The 18,210-nt window shown below is 70.4% G+C and carries 15 protein-coding genes; 8 read left to right on the top strand and 7 right to left on the bottom strand.

From position 1 onward, the window contains the following. From QM611_RS00435 to QM611_RS00425, 3 genes are all read left to right on the top strand, one after another. The coding region (locus QM611_RS00435; RefSeq protein WP_415077901.1) for a S1 RNA-binding domain-containing protein at positions 1-504 on the top strand (504 nt) is incomplete at its 5' end. 121 nt (positions 505-625) lie between these two features. After that, the gene (locus tag QM611_RS00430; protein ID WP_415077900.1) at positions 626-2,437 is read left to right on the top strand and encodes a sensor histidine kinase; all 1,812 of its coding nucleotides are present in this window, start codon (positions 626-628) and stop codon (positions 2,435-2,437) included. Beyond that, positions 2,434-3,624, top strand: coding sequence for a hypothetical protein (locus tag QM611_RS00425; RefSeq protein ID WP_415077898.1), 1,191 nt, complete (start codon positions 2,434-2,436; stop codon positions 3,622-3,624). The genes QM611_RS00430 and QM611_RS00425 overlap by 4 nt, the downstream gene beginning before the upstream one ends. Here QM611_RS00425 and QM611_RS00420 read toward each other — a convergent pair. From QM611_RS00420 to coaE, 4 genes are all read right to left on the bottom strand, one after another. Continuing rightward, positions 3,611-4,372, bottom strand: coding sequence for a response regulator transcription factor (locus tag QM611_RS00420; protein WP_415077897.1), 762 nt, complete (start codon positions 4,370-4,372; stop codon positions 3,611-3,613). The two genes, QM611_RS00425 and QM611_RS00420, sit on opposite strands and share 14 nt — an antisense overlap. A 225-nt stretch (positions 4,373-4,597) precedes the next feature. Then, positions 4,598-5,185, bottom strand: coding sequence for a signal peptidase I (locus tag QM611_RS00415; RefSeq protein ID WP_415077896.1), 588 nt, complete (start codon positions 5,183-5,185; stop codon positions 4,598-4,600). A gap of 66 nt (positions 5,186-5,251) precedes the next feature. After that, on the bottom strand, positions 5,252-5,416 hold the full coding sequence (locus QM611_RS00410; RefSeq protein WP_415077895.1) for a hypothetical protein: 165 nt from the start codon (positions 5,414-5,416) through the stop codon (positions 5,252-5,254). Between the two features lie 183 nt (positions 5,417-5,599). Further along, the gene (gene coaE / locus QM611_RS00405; RefSeq protein WP_415077892.1) at positions 5,600-6,208 is read right to left on the bottom strand and encodes a dephospho-CoA kinase; all 609 of its coding nucleotides are present in this window, start codon (positions 6,206-6,208) and stop codon (positions 5,600-5,602) included. A gap of 78 nt (positions 6,209-6,286) precedes the next feature. Between coaE and uvrB the strand changes: the two genes are divergently transcribed. Next, on the top strand, positions 6,287-8,383 hold the full coding sequence (gene uvrB / locus QM611_RS00400; protein WP_415077890.1) for an excinuclease ABC subunit UvrB: 2,097 nt from the start codon (positions 6,287-6,289) through the stop codon (positions 8,381-8,383). Positions 8,384-8,492: 109 nt separating this feature from the next. On the opposite strand, the gene QM611_RS00395 is transcribed toward uvrB, so the two are convergent. From QM611_RS00395 to QM611_RS00385, 3 genes are all read right to left on the bottom strand, one after another. Beyond that, positions 8,493-8,984, bottom strand: coding sequence for a hypothetical protein (locus tag QM611_RS00395; RefSeq protein WP_415077889.1), 492 nt, complete (start codon positions 8,982-8,984; stop codon positions 8,493-8,495). Between the two features lie 101 nt (positions 8,985-9,085). Then, positions 9,086-9,730: a response regulator transcription factor gene (locus QM611_RS00390; protein WP_415077888.1), complete on the bottom strand. Its 645-nt coding sequence runs from the start codon at positions 9,728-9,730 to the stop codon at positions 9,086-9,088. Continuing rightward, on the bottom strand, positions 9,727-10,896 hold the full coding sequence (locus QM611_RS00385) for a sensor histidine kinase (RefSeq protein WP_415077887.1): 1,170 nt from the start codon (positions 10,894-10,896) through the stop codon (positions 9,727-9,729). The genes QM611_RS00390 and QM611_RS00385 overlap by 4 nt, the downstream gene beginning before the upstream one ends. A 132-nt stretch (positions 10,897-11,028) precedes the next feature. On the opposite strand from QM611_RS00385, the gene QM611_RS00380 reads away from it, so the two are divergent. The 4 genes from QM611_RS00380 to uvrC are packed head-to-tail and all read left to right on the top strand — an operon-like array spanning position 11,029 to position 18,209. Continuing rightward, positions 11,029-11,808, top strand: coding sequence for an ABC transporter ATP-binding protein (locus QM611_RS00380; RefSeq protein ID WP_415077886.1), 780 nt, complete (start codon positions 11,029-11,031; stop codon positions 11,806-11,808). Beyond that, entirely contained in the window at positions 11,808-13,217 is a 1,410-nt protein-coding gene (locus tag QM611_RS00375) for an FtsX-like permease family protein (RefSeq protein ID WP_415077885.1), read from the top strand. Before QM611_RS00380 ends, QM611_RS00375 begins: the two co-directional genes overlap by 1 nt. A gap of 56 nt (positions 13,218-13,273) precedes the next feature. Next, positions 13,274-16,282, top strand: coding sequence for an excinuclease ABC subunit UvrA (gene uvrA / locus QM611_RS00370; RefSeq protein ID WP_415077884.1), 3,009 nt, complete (start codon positions 13,274-13,276; stop codon positions 16,280-16,282). Positions 16,283-16,286: 4 nt separating this feature from the next. Beyond that, complete coding sequence (gene uvrC / locus QM611_RS00365; RefSeq protein WP_415077883.1) at positions 16,287-18,209, top strand: excinuclease ABC subunit UvrC; 1,923 nt, start codon at positions 16,287-16,289, stop codon at positions 18,207-18,209. Position 18,210 lies beyond the last annotated feature (1 nt).

Below are 18,210 nucleotides of genomic sequence, written 5' to 3'. Positions count from 1 at the left end.
GACGGCATCGAGGGCCTCGTGCACATCTCCGAGCTGTCGGGCAAGCACGTCGAGCTCGCCGAGCAGGTCGTGTCGGTCGGCGAGGAGGTCTTCGTCAAGGTCATCGACATCGACCTCGAGCGCCGTCGCATCTCGCTGTCGCTCAAGCAGGCCAACGAGTCGGTCGACCCGTTCGGCGCCGAGTTCGACCCCGCCCTCTATGGCATGGCCACCGAGTACGACGAGAACGGGGAGTACAAGTACCCCGAGGGCTTCGACCCGGAGACCAACCAGTGGAAGGAAGGCTTCGAGGAGCAGCGCGAGAAGTGGGAGCAGGAGTACGCCGCTGCCCAGGCGCGCTGGGAGGCCCACAAGGCGCAGGTCACGAAGACGCTCGAGGCGGAGGCCGCCGACAAGGGCGCGGGCGACGCGCCGTCGTCGTTCGCGAGCGAGTCCGGCCCTGCCGGCACGCTGGCCGACGACGAGTCGCTCGCCGCGCTGCGCGAGAAGCTGTCCGGCCGCTGATCGGCTGACGAGTTCGGAAGGAGGCAGGCGCACCGGCGCCTGCCTCCTTCTTCGTTGCTCGCGCGTGGTCAAGCCCGGCTTGCCTCGGCGGCTGGCAAGGCGGGCGCGGTAGCGTCGGAGTATGTCGGACACGCGCGGGCCCACGCTTCGCACGCGTCTGTCGGGGTATCAGTCCGCGTCGGACCACGCGGTGGAGCGCACGGCGGCCCTGAACCAGCTGCTCCTGGGCGCGGTGGTGCTCGCGCTCACGGTCATCATCGTGATCACCGACCACCAGGCGCGTCTGTCGATCTACTTCGGCGGCGTCGTGACGATCTTCGTGGTGTCGGCGTTGACGCTCGTGTTCCCGTGGAAGGCCGTGCCCATCGGGTGGCTGGTGATCGTGCCGGCGGCCGACATCCTGGCCATCGCCGCCATGCGCTTTTCCGCCCTCCAGCCCGGCATCGAGCTGTTGTGGATCTTCCCGGTGATGTGGCTGGCGTCGATGTTCGGGCTGATCGGGTTGCTCGCGGGGTGCGCGGCGATGATCGCGCTGTTCGTCGTGACGACGGTGCTGACCTCCGGCAACCCGCTCAGCGTGGCAAGCCTCCTCCTTCCCCTCGTGATCGTCGCCGTCGGCGGTGTGAGCTTCCTCACCGCGCGCCGCTCGTCTGCCCAGCGGGTGCTGCTGGACAAGCAGGCGCGGCTGCTGGGAACGGCGCTGGAGCGCGCCCGGCGCCAGGAGCAGTCCGTGACCGAGGTGCTGGACGCCGTCGACTTCGGCGTGATCCGCATCGCTCCGAGCGGCGCGATCTCGATCACCAACGACACCCACGCTCGCCTCCAGCACGCGCTGATGCGCGAAGTGGACGTCGACGCGACCCCCGCGTTCCGCGCCGACGGTGTGACGCCGATGCCGGCGGACGAGCTGCCCCTGCAGCGAGCGCTGCGCGGCGAGTCGTTCGACGGCCAGGTGGTGTGGTTCCAGGAGCGGGGCGGAGAGCGGACGGCGCTGAGCGTCTCGGTGCGGCGGCTGCGCGACACGCACGGGGCGGATGCCGGGGCGGTGCTGGTGTCGCGCGACGTCACCGCCGAGCTCACCGCGTTGCGTGCGCGCGACGACCTCGTGGCATCCGTCTCCCACGAGCTGCGCACCCCGCTCACGTCGATCCTCGGATACCTCGACCTCGCGATCGACGACGAGACTGTGCCCGACCGGGCGCGCAAGCAGCTGCAGATTGCCGAGCGCAACGCCGAGCGCCTGCTGGGGATCGTCGCCGACATCCTGGCGGCCTCCAGCGCGTCGCGCTCGTCGGTCGAGCTCGCCATCAACCCCCGGCAGATCGATGTGGCCGATGTGCTGCGGGCAGCGGTGGAGTCGCTGCAGCCGCGCGCCGGCGAGCGTGCCGTGGTGCTCGACGACTCCGGAGTGGAGTCCGCGCCGGCCTACGCCGACCCGATGCGCGTGCGCCAGGTCGTCGACAACCTCATCACCAACGGCATCAAGTACAACCGCGACGGCGGGGCCGTCATGATCGGCAGCACGTCAGACGGCGACTCGACGTGGATTCTCGTCCGCGACACCGGAACGGGCATGACCGAAGACGAGACCGCCGGGCTGTTCGAGCGGTTCTACCGCACCCAGTCGACGCGGGCGACGGGTGTGCAGGGCACGGGTCTCGGACTCTCGATCAGCCGCGACATCGCGCGCGCACACGGTGGCGACATCACGGTGCGCAGCACGCCGGGCGTCGGGTCGACATTCCTCGTGCGGCTGCCGTCGACGCGCTCGGCGGCCTCGCCCGCGCCGCGGATGCCCGCGCCGGAGCCGCCGCCCGACCCCGTCACCTCGTTCGGCCCGCAGCGGCGCGGGCTGCCGCCGGTCGAAGCCGTAGCGGAGACGGACGACCGTGTGCCCAGCGGCGCGGACGCTGACGCAGGAAGGGAACCATGAACTTCGACACCCTCTCGGTGACGGCGATGACAGCGCTCGTCGTGATGACCGCCGGCGTGGTCTTCGTGCTCGAGACGCTCGTGCGGCGCGACGAAGGCGCCGGGCGCATCTGGTCGCTCGCGTTCATCGCCGGCATGCTGACGACGATCTCGTACTTGATCTGGGCCGCAGACTCCTCCACGTGGTGGGCGGTCGCGGTCGGCAACGGCTCCTTCGTCGCGAGCACGGGCTTTGTGTGGCTCGGATGCCGCCGCTACAACGGGTATCGCGTGGACATCGGCGCGATCACCGTCGTGGCTGCCTCCCTCGCCGCGTACTTCGCCGTCCTCGCCGAGGGCCCGAACGGGGGCACGTGGGCGGGGGCGGCGACGATGTTCGCCATGCTCGCGCTGCTCGGCGGCTTCGGCGCCGTGCAGGCGCTGCGTGGCGAGATGGGCGGCCAGCGCACGTCCTGGGGGCTGGCGTTCGTGATGGCGGCGGAGTGCGTCTACTACGCCGTTCGGCTCGTGGTCTTCGTCACGCTCGGACCCGACCACCCCGTGTACCAGCAGTGGTTCGACACCGTCGGGTCCAGTTTTGTCACGATTCCGCTCGTGATCGTGGCGCTCGTGGTCACGTCGGTGCTGCGCGCCGGCCGGGCCGACCTGCGCGGATTCGCGCGCCGCACCACCGACACGCTGGGCAGCGACGGCATCCTGCCGCACCGGCCGTTCGTCACGATGCTGGAAGAGATCGTCTCCCGCGCGCAGTGGCGTCAAGAGCTCGTCGCGGTCATCGCGGTCAGGATCGAAGACCTCGAGCAGATCTCCACCGCGTTCGGCAGCGAAGTGGCGCGCTCGGTGCGCGACGCGTGGCGGCGCGGCGTGCGGCGCTATCCGCCGTCGAATGCGATCGCCGGAGAGGACGGCCTGTCCGGCCTGCTGCTGTGCATCACGGCGGAGAGCCCTGCTGAGGCGCGCCGCCAGGCCGCCCTCGTGTACCGCGGCGTGTTCGAGGACCTCGGCGCCGTCGCCGGCGGCGTCATCCCCGTGGTGGGCGTCGGCGTCGCGCTCACCTCGACGTTCGGTTACGATTCCGACCAGCTCGTCCGCGCCGCGCGCGGCGCGGCCGAGCAGGCGACGATCAGCGTCGAGTCGTCGGTGCTGGTCGGCGAGGCGGAGCGCTCGACGACCGTCAGCGGGCCGTGAGCCGGTAGCCCACGCCGCGCACCGTCTCGATCCACTGCGGGTTCTGCGGAGACTCGCCGAGCTTGCGGCGCAGATTGGCCATGTGCACCTCGATGGCGCGCGAGTCGCTGTCGCTCAAGTACTCCGACCCGGTGTAGCGCTCGCCGCGCAGCATCAGGGCGAGCTCTCCCTTGCCGACTACGCGGCGGCCCGCCGACAGCAACTCGGCGAGGATGTCGAACTCGCTGCGGGTCAGCTCGAGCTCGGCCTGCTCGATCTCGGCGACGCGGGTCTCCGGGCACACGCGCAAGCCCTTGTGCTCGAGCCACTCCGGCTCATCGTCAACAGCGGGAGCCGACCCGTTCGCCGAGGGAGATCCGCCGGCTGTCGCCACGTGCGCCCGCGGGCGGCGCAGCATCGCGTCGATGCGGGCGCGCAGCTCGCGTGGGCGGAACGGCTTGGTGACGTAGTCGTCCGCCCCGGACTCCAGCCCTTGGAGCGCGTCGATCTCCTCGGTGCGCGCGGTGAGCATGACGATGTACGTCGTGCTGACCGCGCGGATGCGCCGTGCCGTCTCGAAGCCATCCATGCCCGGCATGTTGACATCGAGCGTGGTGACCACGGGATTCACCGTGCGCACCAGCTCGATTCCCGCTTGCCCGGTCTCCGCTGTGTGCACCGTGAAACCGGCTTGCTCGAGGACATCCGCCAGCAGCGAGCGGATGTCGGCCTCGTCTTCGACAACGACCGCCACGCGCGAGTCTTCCACTGCATCACCCCCCGGTGTCGTCGCAGCCGCCCGATTCGGCTCAGCGACCTCGGTCAGGATATCCCAGAACAGTCGGTTGAATGCCTCACCCGCCATGGCGCGCCCCCATCATCCGCAGTTCCGGTGGCACCGCGGGCAGGCGCTGCCCATCGTGCAGGAGGCCGCGACGGCGAAAGCCCCGCCGCCATGCACGGCGAGGGGTGAGCGCGATGCGGGCCCGCTTTGTCATGTCGCTCCCACCGGCCGCGCCCGGTGCTCGCATCGAGCGAGCCGAGCGCCCGCGGCGGTCCCCATCGCCGCGGGCGCCGGGCGTGCAACCGCACGCGGTCGCACCGGGGCGGGAACCATCCACACCACGCCGATGAGTCCGACCAGCCCCGCAAGGAGCGGCACGGCCACGGCGGGCGTGGTCATTCGGGCAATGGCGGTTCCCACCCCGGGCAGTCGCAGCCGCGGCATCCACACGTCACCCGCCACCGCGTCGTCGAGGTTGTCCTCGTACGCGTTGGCGTCCCCCTTCATGGTGACCGTGCGCCCGCCGTCCCCAGCGGCGGTGATGCTCTTGATGCGGTGCGTGACCAGGTTGCTCGCGAGCTCGCGGGGAAGGCTGACAACGTCGCCCTCCCGCAGCTCGCTCGCCGGCACTCGCGTGTCGACGAGCAGGACGCCCGTCATGATCTCGGGCTCCATGGAGCCCGAGATCACGATGAGCGGCTTGATGAGGCCGGCAGCGGTGAGCCCCCACACCGCTGCGCACGCGACTCCCACGAAAGCGAGCAGCCACGGTGTCCCCCGTGCGATACGACGCAGCATTCCCATGTCTGTCCCCCTCCTTCCGCGTGTCGTGTCTCGTCAAGCTGTCTTTGTGCGCCGGCCGCGTCAGGCGGTGGCGGAGAAGAACACGTTGTCGGTCCAGGCGGCGCTCGTGGCGGCAGCGCCGATGCCGGTGACGGCGAGCACGGCGAGCAGGGTGGCAACGACCAGGCGATGCTTGTTCTTGTGTGCGGCCCGGCGCTCCGCGCGGGTCGTGGTGATCGGAGACATGTGTGCGGCCTTTCTGGCTGAGTCGTGTCGCGGCGGGCCGGTCCCCCCTGGACCTGCGGTTCCGTTCGTGCGACAACAACGACGTTATGGGGGGCGCCTCAGCCGTCCCTCAAGCCGCCCTCAGGGCAGCCCAAAGGTTCCTCAGTTGAGCGAAAGCTGAGGTTCGACCGGCTTTCGCCGAGGTCAGCGCGCGCCGCGCGCCGACAGCGTCTCCCAGAGCCGGTCGGCGCGGGCCAGCGTCTCATCGAGGCTCCCCGACGTGTCGACAACGACATCGGCGGCACGCAGGCGCTCGTCGTCGGACGCCTGCGAGGCCAGTCGTGCCGCGGCATCCTCCTCGCTCAATCCGCGCAGACCCAACAGGCGGGCCTTGCGCACCTCGGCGGGCGCATGGGCGACGACGACGAGGTCCCACGGATCGTCAAGGCGCGCCTCGACCAGCAGAGGGACGTCGTACACGACGACCGCCGCCGGGTCGGCGGCGAAGGCGGCGGCGAACCGGCGCTCCGACTCCGCGCGCACGGCGGGATGCACGATCGCGTTGAGCCGCGCGACGCGTTCGGCGTCGCCGAAGACGCGCGCGCCGAGCGCGGCGCGGTCGAGAGAGCCGTCGGAGCGGACGATGTCGGCGCCGAACTCGGCGGCCAGCGCTGCGAGCACGGGCGAGCCGGGCTGCTGGATGTCGCGCACGAGGGCGTCGGCGTCGATCACGATCGCGCCGTGGTCGGCGAGGCGGCGGGCAATCGTGGACTTGCCCGATGCGATGCCTCCGGTGAGGGCGACGAGCGGCATAGTCCAGTGTCGCATCGATGCCCGCATGGAGGGGCGCCCCTCGGCCCGGATGTCGGTGGGCCCGCATACGCTGGAACCGTGCAGACGACACGTTCCGTGCGGCCCTTCGAGGTTGTGAGCGAGTACGAGCCTTCGGGAGACCAGCCCGAGGCCATCGCCGCGCTGGCGGCGCGCATCAACGCGGGCGAGACCGACGTCGTGCTCCTGGGCGCGACCGGCACCGGCAAGTCCGCGACCACCGCGTGGCTCATCGAGCAAGTGCAGCGTCCCACGCTCGTCCTGGCGCACAACAAGACGCTCGCGGCGCAGCTGGCGAACGAGTTCCGCGACCTCATGCCGAACAACGCGGTCGAGTACTTCGTGAGCTACTACGACTACTACCAACCCGAGGCGTACGTTCCGCAGACCGACACCTTCATCGAGAAAGACTCCTCGATCAACGCCGAGGTCGAGCGGCTGCGGCACTCCACGACCAACTCGCTGCTGAGCCGGCGAGACGTCGTGGTGGTGAGCACGGTGTCGTGCATCTACGGACTGGGCGCGCCGGAGGAGTATCTGCGGGCGATGGTGGCCTTGCAGGTGGGGGAGCGCTACGACCGCGACGCGCTCATCCGCCAGTTCATCGCGATGCAGTACAACCGCAACGACGTCGACTTCTCGCGGGGCAACTTCCGCGTCCGCGGCGACACCATCGAGATCATCCCGGTCTACGAGGAGTTCGCGGTGCGCATCGAGCTGTTCGGCGACGAGATCGAGGCGCTCTACATGCTGCACCCGCTCACCGGCGACGTCGTGCAGCGGCTCGAGTCGGTGCCGATCTTCCCGGCATCCCACTACGTCGCCGGAACCGATGTCGTCCAGCGTGCGATCGGCTCCATCGAAGACGAGCTGGGCGAGCGCCTGCGCGAGCTCGAGTCGCAGAACAAGCTGCTGGAGGCGCAGCGCCTGCGCATGCGCACGACGTTCGACCTCGAGATGCTGCAGCAGCTCGGCTTCTGCTCGGGCATCGAGAACTATTCCCGCCACCTCGACGGGCGGCAGCCGGGCGAGCCGCCGCACACGCTGCTCGACTTCTTCCCCGACGACTTCCTGCTCGTCATCGACGAGTCGCACGTGACCGTGCCGCAGGTGGGCGCGATGTACGAGGGGGATGCCTCGCGCAAGCGCACGCTCGTCGAGCACGGGTTCCGCCTGCCCAGCGCCCTCGACAACCGTCCGTTGCGCTGGGACGAGTTCAAGAACCGGATCGGGCAGACCGTCTACCTGTCGGCGACGCCCGGCCGGTACGAGATGGGCATCGCTGACGGCGTCGTCGAGCAGATCATCCGCCCCACCGGCCTCGTCGACCCCAAGATCGTCGTCAAGCCGTCCAAGGGCCAGATCGACGACCTGCTGGAAGAGATCCGGGTGCGGGCCGAGCGCGACGAGCGCGTGCTGGTGACCACCCTCACCAAGAAGATGGCCGAAGAGCTCACCGACTTCCTCGGCGAGCACGGCGTGCGCGTGCGCTACTTGCACTCCGACGTCGACACCCTGCGGCGAGTGGAGTTGCTGACCGAGCTGCGCGCCGGCGTCTACGACGTGCTCGTCGGCATCAACCTGCTGCGCGAGGGGCTCGACCTGCCCGAAGTGTCACTGGTGGCGATCCTCGACGCCGACAAAGAGGGATTCCTGCGCAGCGGCACATCGCTCATCCAAACGATCGGCCGCGCCGCCCGCAATGTGTCGGGCGAGGTGCACATGTACGCCGACACGGTCACCGACTCGATGCGCAGCGCGATCGACGAGACCGAGCGCCGCCGCGAGAAGCAGCTCGCCTACAACGCCGCCCACGGCATCGACCCGCAGCCGTTGCGCAAGCGCATCGCCGACATCACGGACGTGCTGGCGCGGGAGGCATCCGACACCGACCGGATGATGTCGCGCCGCGGCGCGTCGACGTCGACCCTGCGGCACACTCAGGGCGGCAAGGGGAAGAGCCCGACGCCCAACCTGCGGCGCGAGGGCATCGCCGCGGAGGGCGCGGCGCAGCTCGAGGCGACGATCCAAGACCTGTCCGGCCAGATGCTCGCGGCGGCCGGCGAGCTGAAGTTCGAGCTCGCCGCGCGCTTGCGCGATGAGGTGCAAGACCTCAAGAAGGAGCTGCGCGCGATGGAGCGCGCCGGCCACGCGTGAGCGCGGTCCCGTCCGCGCCCGCACCCGGATGAGGCCGGATCCCCTGCCCGTCACAGGTGAGGCCCGGGAGCACTGCTTCCGGGCCTCACCTGTTGGCGGTCGCGACGCCTCAGTACCAGCCCTTGCGCTGGAAGGCGTGCCACGCGCGGCACGGCGTCTTGTAGCGGTTCTTGATGTAGCCGATGCCCCACCGGATCTGGGTGTGGGCGCTCGTGCGCCAGTCCGAGCCCTTGCTCTTCATCTTGGAGCCGGGGTACGCCTGCGGGATGCCGTAGGCGCCGCTCGGGGTGCCGGCGGTGACACGCCAGCCAGACTCGTGGTTCCACAGCTTGACGAGGCACTTGAACTGCCTCTTCGTGCGGAAGCCGCGGTTCACGAGCATCCGCTTGGCGAGCTTCTTCGCCTTCTTCGGCGAGAGGATCTTGGTGCTCTTCGCCATCGGCGCGATCAGCTGCCCGGACGCTGCCGCCGCGGCGGCGCCGGCCTGCGCCACGGCCGTCGCCTGCGCGGTCGTGGCGCTCGCGGACGCGACTGCGGGGGCGGCGCCGAGAGTGAGAGCGAGGGCGAGGGTCAGTGTGAGGGCGCGCTTTTTCATCTTCACGAAAGGGGCTTCTTTCCGTCGGGTTTCGGGTAAACCCTGCACACCTTACGGGCTGAAATGCCGGACGACCTGGGTAGAACCTGGACGGGCGGGCCGACCCGTCACCGCGCGGCGTCGCGCACGAGGATCGCCAGACGCACGCGGTTCGTCTCGCCGAGCTTGGCGAACACCCGCGTCAGGTGGGTCTTGACGGTGGCCTCCGAGCAGAACAGGCGCGCGCCGATCTCGGCGTTCGACAGCCCTTCGGCGACGTAGTCCGCAACCTCCCGCTCGCGCGGACTGAGCTCGCCCAGCACGGCGCGCGCGGCATCCCTTCGCTGCTCCCGGCCGCTGTCCGCGTACCGCTCGATGAGGGCGCGCGTGTGGGCGGGGCTCAGCATCGCGTCGCCTGCCGCCACGACCCGCACGGCCTCGATCAGCTCGGCCGGCGGAGTGTCCTTGAGCAGGAATCCGCTCGCGCCCGCCTCAATTGCGGCGAAGACGTGCTCGTCGAGGCGGAAGGTCGTCAGCACAAGCACGCGCGGCCCGCCTTCGCTCGTGAGCCGGCGGGTCGCCTCGATGCCATCGACCTGCGGCATGCGGACATCCATCACGACGACGTCGGGGCGCGTCCGTCGCACCAGCTCGTCCACTTCTGCTCCGTTGGCGGCCTGGCCGACCACCTCGATGTCGCCGGCGGAGGAGAGGATGGTGCCCAGGCCCGCACGCACGAGCGCGTCGTCATCGACGATGCACACGCGGATCATGGCGCCTCCCATGGCAGCTCGGCGCGCAGCTCGAACATCCCGCGGGCGGCGCGGGCGTCGAGCGTCCCACCGAGCAGCTCAACGCGATTGCGGAGCGTCCCCAGACCGCTTCCTGCGCCCCGCTCACCTCCCGGGGCGAGCGGGTTGCCCACAGCGATCGACACCCGGGCGCCCGACGCACCCGACAGATCGACGTCGACGGGCGAACCGGGCGCGTGCCGGTGCGCGTTGGTGAGCGCCTCCTGCACGAGCCGGTAGAGCACGCGCCCGATCGAGTCGGGAACCTCGGCGGTCTGGATGCCGATCCCGTCGGCGAACGACACCGTGGCCCCGGCGCGACGACTCTCCTCGATGAGTGCCGGGATGGCGGCGAGCCCGCGCGCAGGGCCTCGGCTGACGTCCTCGTCGCCCAGGGCCCGGACGACGGCGCGCAGGTCCGCCAGCCCCCGGCGCGCCGTGCTGCGGATCGACTCGGCGGCCGTCCTCGTGGACGGATCTGTCGTGCTCACCTCGAGTGCGCCGGCCTGGGTCGTCACGAGGGACAGCACGTGTCCGAGGGAGTCGTGCATCTCGTGCGCGATGCGTTCGCGTTCGGCGCCGACGGCCCGGGCGGCTGCCTGCTCCCGCTCGACCTCGGCGCGCACCGCCCGCGCGACCGCGGCGGCCTCGCGTTCCCGGCTCCCGCGAATGTACCCGCCGATGAGGATCGGCAGGGCGGCAAACCCCAGGAACCCGAGCGGCACCAGCTGCACCGTGGTCTCCCATGACGCCTCGAAGAACCTGCGGTACACGGTGGCGAGGGCGACCGCCCAGCCGAGGATGCCGACCCCCCACACCCTCAAGCCTCGGCGCCGGACCGCCAGGCTCGCCATGCCGACGGGGAACGCCGCGGAGGTCCCGAGCGCGAAGCCGATGACACCCACGATGGGCAGGGCGTACGGCAGGCGCTTGCGCGCGAGCACGGCGGCGACCACGAAGGGAAGCAGGAGCACGTGCGGCATCCACTGATGCGTGGGCGAGTCGCTTTCGACGGTCGTGTAGTACGCGAGCCCAAGCGCCACCAAGTAGAGAGCGTGCGACTCCCAGCGGTGCGACACGCGGATGCGACCGGCGCGCGCCCTGCCGGGGTCGGCGGCGTCTGGCGGCACGGTGGTCTCCTCCGGCATGCCACAGACACTACTGGTGCGGTCGCAACGCGGGGATGCCCCCACGTCTTTCGGCGGGTACGACCTTGGTCGTAGACCGTTCGACCCGCTCGGCCGATGCGTCGAGGCCGCCTCAGCCGTGAGGCTGTCGTCATGACCAACGAACACTCGCGTCCCACCGGCGCGCTCATCGTCGCCGATCGCGTGCACAAGTCGTACACGGCAGGATCGTCGACGGTCGACATCCTGCACGACGTCTCCCTCACGGTGAGCGAGGGCGAGGTCTGCGCCATCATGGGCCCGTCCGGCTCGGGCAAGTCGACGCTGATGTATTGCCTCGCGGGCCTGGAACGGCCGACGGGCGGGGATGTCGCGCTGCTCGGCCGCAGTCTCGCGCAGTGCTCGCGGAAACAGCTCGCCGAGCTGCGCCGCGCCGAACTCGGCTTCGTGTTCCAGTCGTACAACCTGATGCCGACGCTGTCGGTGTTCGAGAACGTGGCGCTGCCGTTCCGCCTCCGTGGCGAACGGGTCGACCGGGCGCGGATCGAGGAGGCGCTGTCGTCGGTCGGGCTCTCCGGCCGCGGATCCTCGCAGCCCTCGTCGATGTCCGGCGGCGAGCAGCAGCGCGTGGCGATCGCCCGGGTGCTCGCCCAGCGTCCACGGATCGTCTTCGCCGACGAGCCCACCGGCGCCCTCGACTCGCGTTCCGGACGGCTGGTCCTGTCCGAGCTGCGCCGGATCGGCGGGGCACCGGGGCAGTGCGTGCTGATCGTGACGCACGATCCGGCGGTGGCGGCATCCTGCGATCGCGTGGTGTTCATGCGGGACGGGCGGCTCGTCGATCAGATCTCGAACCCGACCACCGCGTCGGTGGCGTCCTTGCTCGCCGCGCTGGAGGCGCGCTCCGAGACCGCCGTGGAGGAGGCCGCCTGATGCGCGCCCTGATCCTCGCCGAGCTCCGGGCAGCCTGGTCGTCCTGGCTGGCGGTGCTCATCGCCTTCGTCGCGACCAGCTTCTCCATCGTGCTCGCCATCCTCGCGCTGGACAGCCTCATCGCCACCATCGGCACGGGGAACGTCCCCGAGCGGGAGGCTCCGGCGATCATGATCACGCCCGGCGTGAACCTCGCGCTCGCGCTCATCGGCACCCTTGCCGTGATCGGCGCGGTGACAGGTCTGGTCGTCCAGTCGCGGCGCGGCGCGCTCGCCCGGCTCGCCCTGGCCGGGGCGACGCCCGGCCAGGTCTCCCGCATTCTGCTCGGCCAGCTTGCGATCGTGTCGATCATCGGCTCCGTCATCGGCGTCGTCCTCGCGATCGTGTTCCAGCCGGCGGCCGTCCGGGAGACGATCAGCGACCGCGGCGTCGACCCGGCCATCGCCGTGATCAAGGTGGATCCGCTCCTCATCCTCCTCGGCGTCGGCTTCTTCCTCCTCGTCGCCCTGATCGGCGGCATGCGCCAGTCCTGGGTGGCCGCTGCCGTGCCGCCCGTCGAGGCGCTGCGCACGGCGCCGGGAGCAGCCGTTCGGAGGGGCCTCGGGATCGGCCGCTGGATCGGCGGCGGAGTGATTCTGCTCGGGACCGTCGGCCTCTCCGTCCTGGTGGTGGCTGCCGTCCCGAGTTTCGGCGTGGACGGCGGCGACATCGTGATGCAGGGCAGCCTGTTCGTGATGCTCTTCACGAGCATCGTGCTGTCGCTGTGGGCGCCGCTGACGGTGAGCCTGCTCACCCGCGTCTGGACGGCCCTGGTGCCCTCGCGCGCGGCGTCCTGGGTGCTGGCGCGCGCGGCGGTGATCGCCCGCGGCGAGCGCCTGGCTCGCACCGTGACGCCGATCATGATGGCCGTGGGGCTGCTCGTCGGGCTCGGGTCGCTGTCGGCTTCGATCAGCGGGATGCTCCACGAAGTGGGCAAAGGGGGCCTGGAGCACGCGAGCCTGCTGTCGCTGCTGTTCATGGTCGGACTCATCATGCTCATCTCGATGTCCGGCGGCGTCAGCGTCGTGCTGATGATGTCCCGCCAGCGCGAGGCCGAGCTCGCGCTGGCCGGCGTGGTCGGCGCCACCGGGAAGCAGCAGGTGCTCGTGCCCGTGCTGGAGGGCGTGATCATCACGGTCACCGCGACGCTGCTCGGCCTGGTGATGATGGGCGCCGGCATGGCGCTGTTCTCAGCGGGCGTGCTGGCGCTCGGCAAGGGCGTGTCGGGACGGATCATCATGCCGTGGGCCGATCTCGGGGTGATCTTCGCGGTGGCCCTGGTGATCATCGTGGCAGCCACGACGCTGCCGGTGCTGCGGTCGCTGCGACGCCCCGCCCGGCAGGTCGTCGCGCAGCTCGCCGCCGAGTGAGTGCGGTGGACCGCCCGGCCGGAGCCGGTGTCGGAGGCCCGACCTAGACTTGTCGGGTGCCCATCGTCCCCGTTGCCTCCTCCGGAAAACTCAGTGTGCGCGGCGCCCGGGTGCACAACCTGAAGAACGTCGATCTCGACATCCCGCGCGACTCGCTCGTCGTGTTCACGGGCCTGTCCGGCTCGGGCAAGTCCAGCCTCGCGTTCGACACGATCTTCGCCGAGGGGCAGCGCCGCTACGTCGAGTCGCTGAGCGCGTACGCGCGCCAGTTCCTGGGCCAGGTCGACCGGCCGGAGGTCGACTTCATCGAGGGCCTCTCGCCTGCCGTGAGCATCGACCAGAAATCGACCAACCGCAACCCCCGCTCGACGGTTGGCACGATCACCGAGATCCACGACTACATGCGCCTGCTGTGGGCGCGCATCGGCGTGCCGCACTGCCCCGAGTGCGGCGAGCGCATCCAGCGGCAGACCGTGCAGCAGATCGCCGACCAGCTCATGGACCTGCCCGAGCGCACGCGCTACCAGATCGTCGCGCCGGTGGTCACGCAGAAGAAGGGCGAGTTCGTCGACCTGTTCCGCGAGCTCGGCGCCAAGGGGTACTCGCGCGCGATCGTGGACGGCGAGCTCGTCCAGCTCGCCGAGCCGCCGGCGCTGAAGAAGAGCTACAAGCACGACATCGCCGTTGTGGTCGACCGGCTGGTGGCCAGCCCCGACATCCTCTCCCGCGTCACCGACTCGGTCGAGACCGCGCTGGGCCTTGCCGGCGGAATCATGCAGGTGAACTTCGTGGACGAGGAGGGGGGAGCCGGGTGGCAGTCGTTCTCCGAGAAGCTCGCGTGCCCCAACGGCCACGCGCTGCAGCTGACCGAGATCGAGCCGCGCACCTTCTCGTTCAACGCGCCGTTCGGGGCGTGTCCCGCGTGCTCGGGGCTGGGCACGCGGATGTCGGTGGATGTCGAGCTGATGCTGGGCGACGAGGAGCTGTCGATCAACGAGGGCGTGCTCATCCCCTGGACGACTCAGGGCAAGGGGCTGTTCCAGTACTACGAGCGGTTGCTGCAGGGCCTCGCCGACGACCTCGGGTTCTCGCTCGACACGCCGTGGAAGCGGCTGCCCGAGGCCGTCAAAGAGGCGGTGCTGCGCGGCGAGAACTACAAGGTCACAGTGCGGTGGAAGAACCGTTACGGCCGCGAGATGCGGTATGCGTCGGGCTTCGAGGGGGTCGTCCCGTACATCGAGCGCCAGTACCTGCAGGCCGAGTCCGACACGCAGCGCCAGCGCTGGTCGGAGTACCTGCGCGAGGTGCCGTGCCCGGCGTGCGACGGCGACCGGCTCAAACCCGAGGTGCTCGCGGTGCTCGTGCACGGCCACTCCATCGCGGAGGCGTCGCGGTTGAGCCTCGGCGACGCGCACGAGTTCTTCAACCGCCTCGAGCTCACCGAGCGCGAGGCCAAGATCGCCGCCGCCGTGCTTCGCGAGATCCGCGCGCGCCTCGACTTCCTCATCCAGGTGGGCCTGAACTACCTGAGCCTCAGCCGGTCGGCAGGATCACTGTCCGGCGGCGAGGCGCAGCGCATCCGGCTCGCGACCCAGATCGGGTCGGGGCTGACCGGGGTGCTCTACGTGCTCGACGAGCCGTCGATCGGCCTGCACCAGCGCGACAACCGCCGTCTCATCGAGACGCTTTTGACCCTCAAGGGCCTCGGCAACACGCTGATCGTCGTCGAGCACGACGAGGAGACGATCCACGCCGCCGACTGGATCGTCGACATCGGCCCGCGAGCGGGCATCGACGGCGGCGAGGTCGTGCACTCCGGCCCGCTCGAGGCGCTGTTCGCCGAGCGCCGCTCGCTCACCGGCGACTACCTCTCCGGGCGACGCGAGATCCCGGTGCCGGCACAGCGCCGCCGCATCGACAAGAAGCGGATGCTGACGGTCGTCGGCGCGCGCGAGAACAACCTCAAGAACATCACCGTCGACTTTCCGCTCGGCGTGCTCACGGCTGTCACCGGCGTCAGCGGCTCCGGCAAGTCGTCGTTGGTCAACGGCATCCTCTACGAAGTGCTCGCGACGCGCCTGAACGGCGCTCGACGCGTCGCGGGCAAGCACACGCGGGTGACCGGGCTCGACAACCTCGACAAGGTCGTGCACGTCGACCAGGCGCCGATCGGCCGCACGCCGCGATCGAACCCGGCCACGTACACCGGGGTGTTCGACCGCATCCGCACCCTCTTCTCCGAGACCACCGAGGCGAAGGTGCGCGGGTACCAGCCGGGGCGGTTCAGCTTCAACGTCAAAGGCGGCCGCTGCGAGGCGTGCTCGGGCGACGGCACGATCAAGATCGAGATGAACTTCCTGCCCGACGTGTACGTCGACTGCGAGGTGTGCCACGGCAAGCGGTACAACCGCGACACGCTCGCCGTGCACTACAAGGGCAAGAACATCGCCGAGGTGCTGGAGATGCCGATCTCCGAGGCGGCCGAGTTCTTCGAGCCGATCCAGGCCATTCACCGCTACCTGCGCACGCTCGTCGACGTCGGGCTCGGCTACGTGCGCCTCGGCCAGTCGGCCACGACGCTGTCGGGCGGCGAGGCGCAGCGGGTCAAGCTCGCCACCGAGTTGCAGCGCCGGTCGAAAGGCCGCTCGGTCTACGTGCTCGACGAGCCGACGACGGGGCTGCACTTCGAGGACGTCGCACGGCTGCTCGAGGTGCTGGGCGGCCTTGTCGACAAGGGCAACACCGTCATCGTCATCGAGCACAACCTCGACGTCGTCAAGTCGGCGGACTGGATCATCGACCTCGGCCCCGAGGGCGGGGCAGGCGGCGGAGAGGTGGTCGCCACCGGCACTCCGGAGCAGGTCGCGCGGGCGGGCGGCAGCCACACCGGCGCGTTCCTCGCCGAGATGCCCGCCCTTCGACAGGCTCAGGGGCCGGATCGACAGGCTCAGGGGCCGGATCGACAGGGTCAGGGGTCGGATCGACAGGCTCAGGGGCCGGATCGACAGGCTCAGGGGCCGGATCGACAGGCTCAGGGGCCGGAGCTGGCGCGCAGGGCGGGATGACCGGATGGCGCGCGCCACGCCCACTGTTCCGTACAAGCCGAAACCGGGCGAGATCCCCACGAACCCCGGCGTGTACCGCTTCCGCGACGCGCAGGGCCGGGTCCTCTACGTCGGCAAGGCGAAGAGCCTGCGCGCGCGGCTGTCGAACTACTTCGCGCCCCTGCACACGCTGCACGAGCGCACGCGCCGCATGGTCACGACCGCCGCCTCCGTCGAGTGGACCGTGGTCGCCAGCGACGTCGACGCGCTGCAGCTGGAGTACATGTGGATCCAGGAGTTCTCTCCGCCGTTCAACGTGCGCTACAAAGACGACAAGTCGTACCCGTTCATGGCGATCACGCTGGCCGACGAGGCGCCGCGGGTGATCGTCACGCGCAACCGCCGCATCACCGGAGCGAAGTACTTCGGCCCGTACCCGAAGGTGTGGGCCGTGCACGACACGATCGACCTGATGATCAAGGTGTTCCCGATCCGCACGTGCTCGGACGCGTCGTACAAGCGGGCGATGGCGACCGGCCGGCCGTGCTTCCCCGGCCAGATCGGGCGCTGCGGCGGGCCGTGCTCGATGCGGGTCACTGTCGAGGAGCACCGCGCGGTCGTCGACGACTTCGTCGCCTTCATGTCCGGCGGCGACCAGCGCTTCATGCGCGAGCTCACCCGACGCATGCGCGAGGCCTCGGCGGCGATGGACTACGAGTCCGCGGCCGCCTACCGCGACAAGCTGCAGGCCATCGACGCGGTGCTGAACAAGAGCGCGCTCGTGCTGGCTGCCGACACCGACGCCGACCTGTTCGGCATCGCCGAGGACGAGCTGGCCGCGGCGGTGCAGCACTTCGTGATCCGCGGGGGACGCGTGCGTGGTGTGCACGCCTCCACGATCGAGAAGGAGATCGACATCTCCGGACCCGAGCTCGTCGACCAGATCCTGCAGCGGGCGTACGGGGACGCCGCGCCCGCCGACATCCCGCGCACTGTGCTCGTGCCGTCGCTGCCGGAGGCCGCCGCCGAGCTCGAGGAGTGGCTGCTGCAGCGCCGCGGCAAGCGCGTCACCATCCAGGTCGCCCAGCGCGGGCGCAAAGCCGAGCTGCTGCGCACCGCGACGGTCAACGCGCAGCAGGCGCTCGTGCTGCACAAGACGCGGCGCACGAGCGACTACACCGCGCGCACGCGCGCGCTCACCGACCTGCAGGACGCGCTGGGGCTCGCCGAGGCGCCGCTGCGCATCGAGTGCTTCGACGTGTCGCACCTCGGGGGCACGAACGTCGTCGCGTCGATGGTCGTCTTCGAGGACGGCCTGCCCCGCAAAGACCAGTACCGCTCGTTCGGCGTGGCCGAGACCACCGACGACACCGACTCGCTGCGCCAAGTGCTCACCCGGCGCCTGGCCCACCTCGATCGCGACGACCCGGCGCCGCCCGACCCGGAGCAGGGGACGACGGCATCCACGCGCCGGCGGTTCGCCTACCCTCCCCAGCTGCTGGTGGTCGACGGCGGCAAGCCGCAAGTGGAGGCCGCCGCCCGCGCGCTGCGCGAGTCGGGGCACGAGCAGATCGCCCTGTGCGGCATCGCGAAGCGGCTGGAGGAGGTGTGGCTGCCGGGGGAGGACTACCCGGTGGTGCTGCCGCGCACCAGCGAGGCGCTCTACCTGCTGCAACGGCTGCGCGACGAGGCGCACCGGTTCGCCATCACCCATCAGCGCAAGCGCCGTCGCCGCGACATCCAGAGCGTCCTGGCCGAGGTTCCCGGCCTCGGCGAGGCGCGCATCAAGGCGCTGCTGCGCCACTTCGGCTCGGTCGCGGCGCTCAAGCGCGCCGAGCCCGACGAGATCTCCGCGCTTGCCGGCATCGGCCCGGCCCTCGCCGCGAGCATCCACGCCCACCTCGCCTCGACAGGAGGAAAGCAGACACGCGCCGAGCTGGATGGCTAGG

Origin of the sequence: Microbacterium sp., from assembly GCF_047606685.1 — a bacterium.
Taxonomy (GTDB): Bacteria; Actinomycetota; Actinomycetes; order Actinomycetales; family Microbacteriaceae; genus Microbacterium.
Note: the sequence above shows the minus strand (reverse complement) of the source record. Positions and strands in the feature narration are given on the sequence as shown.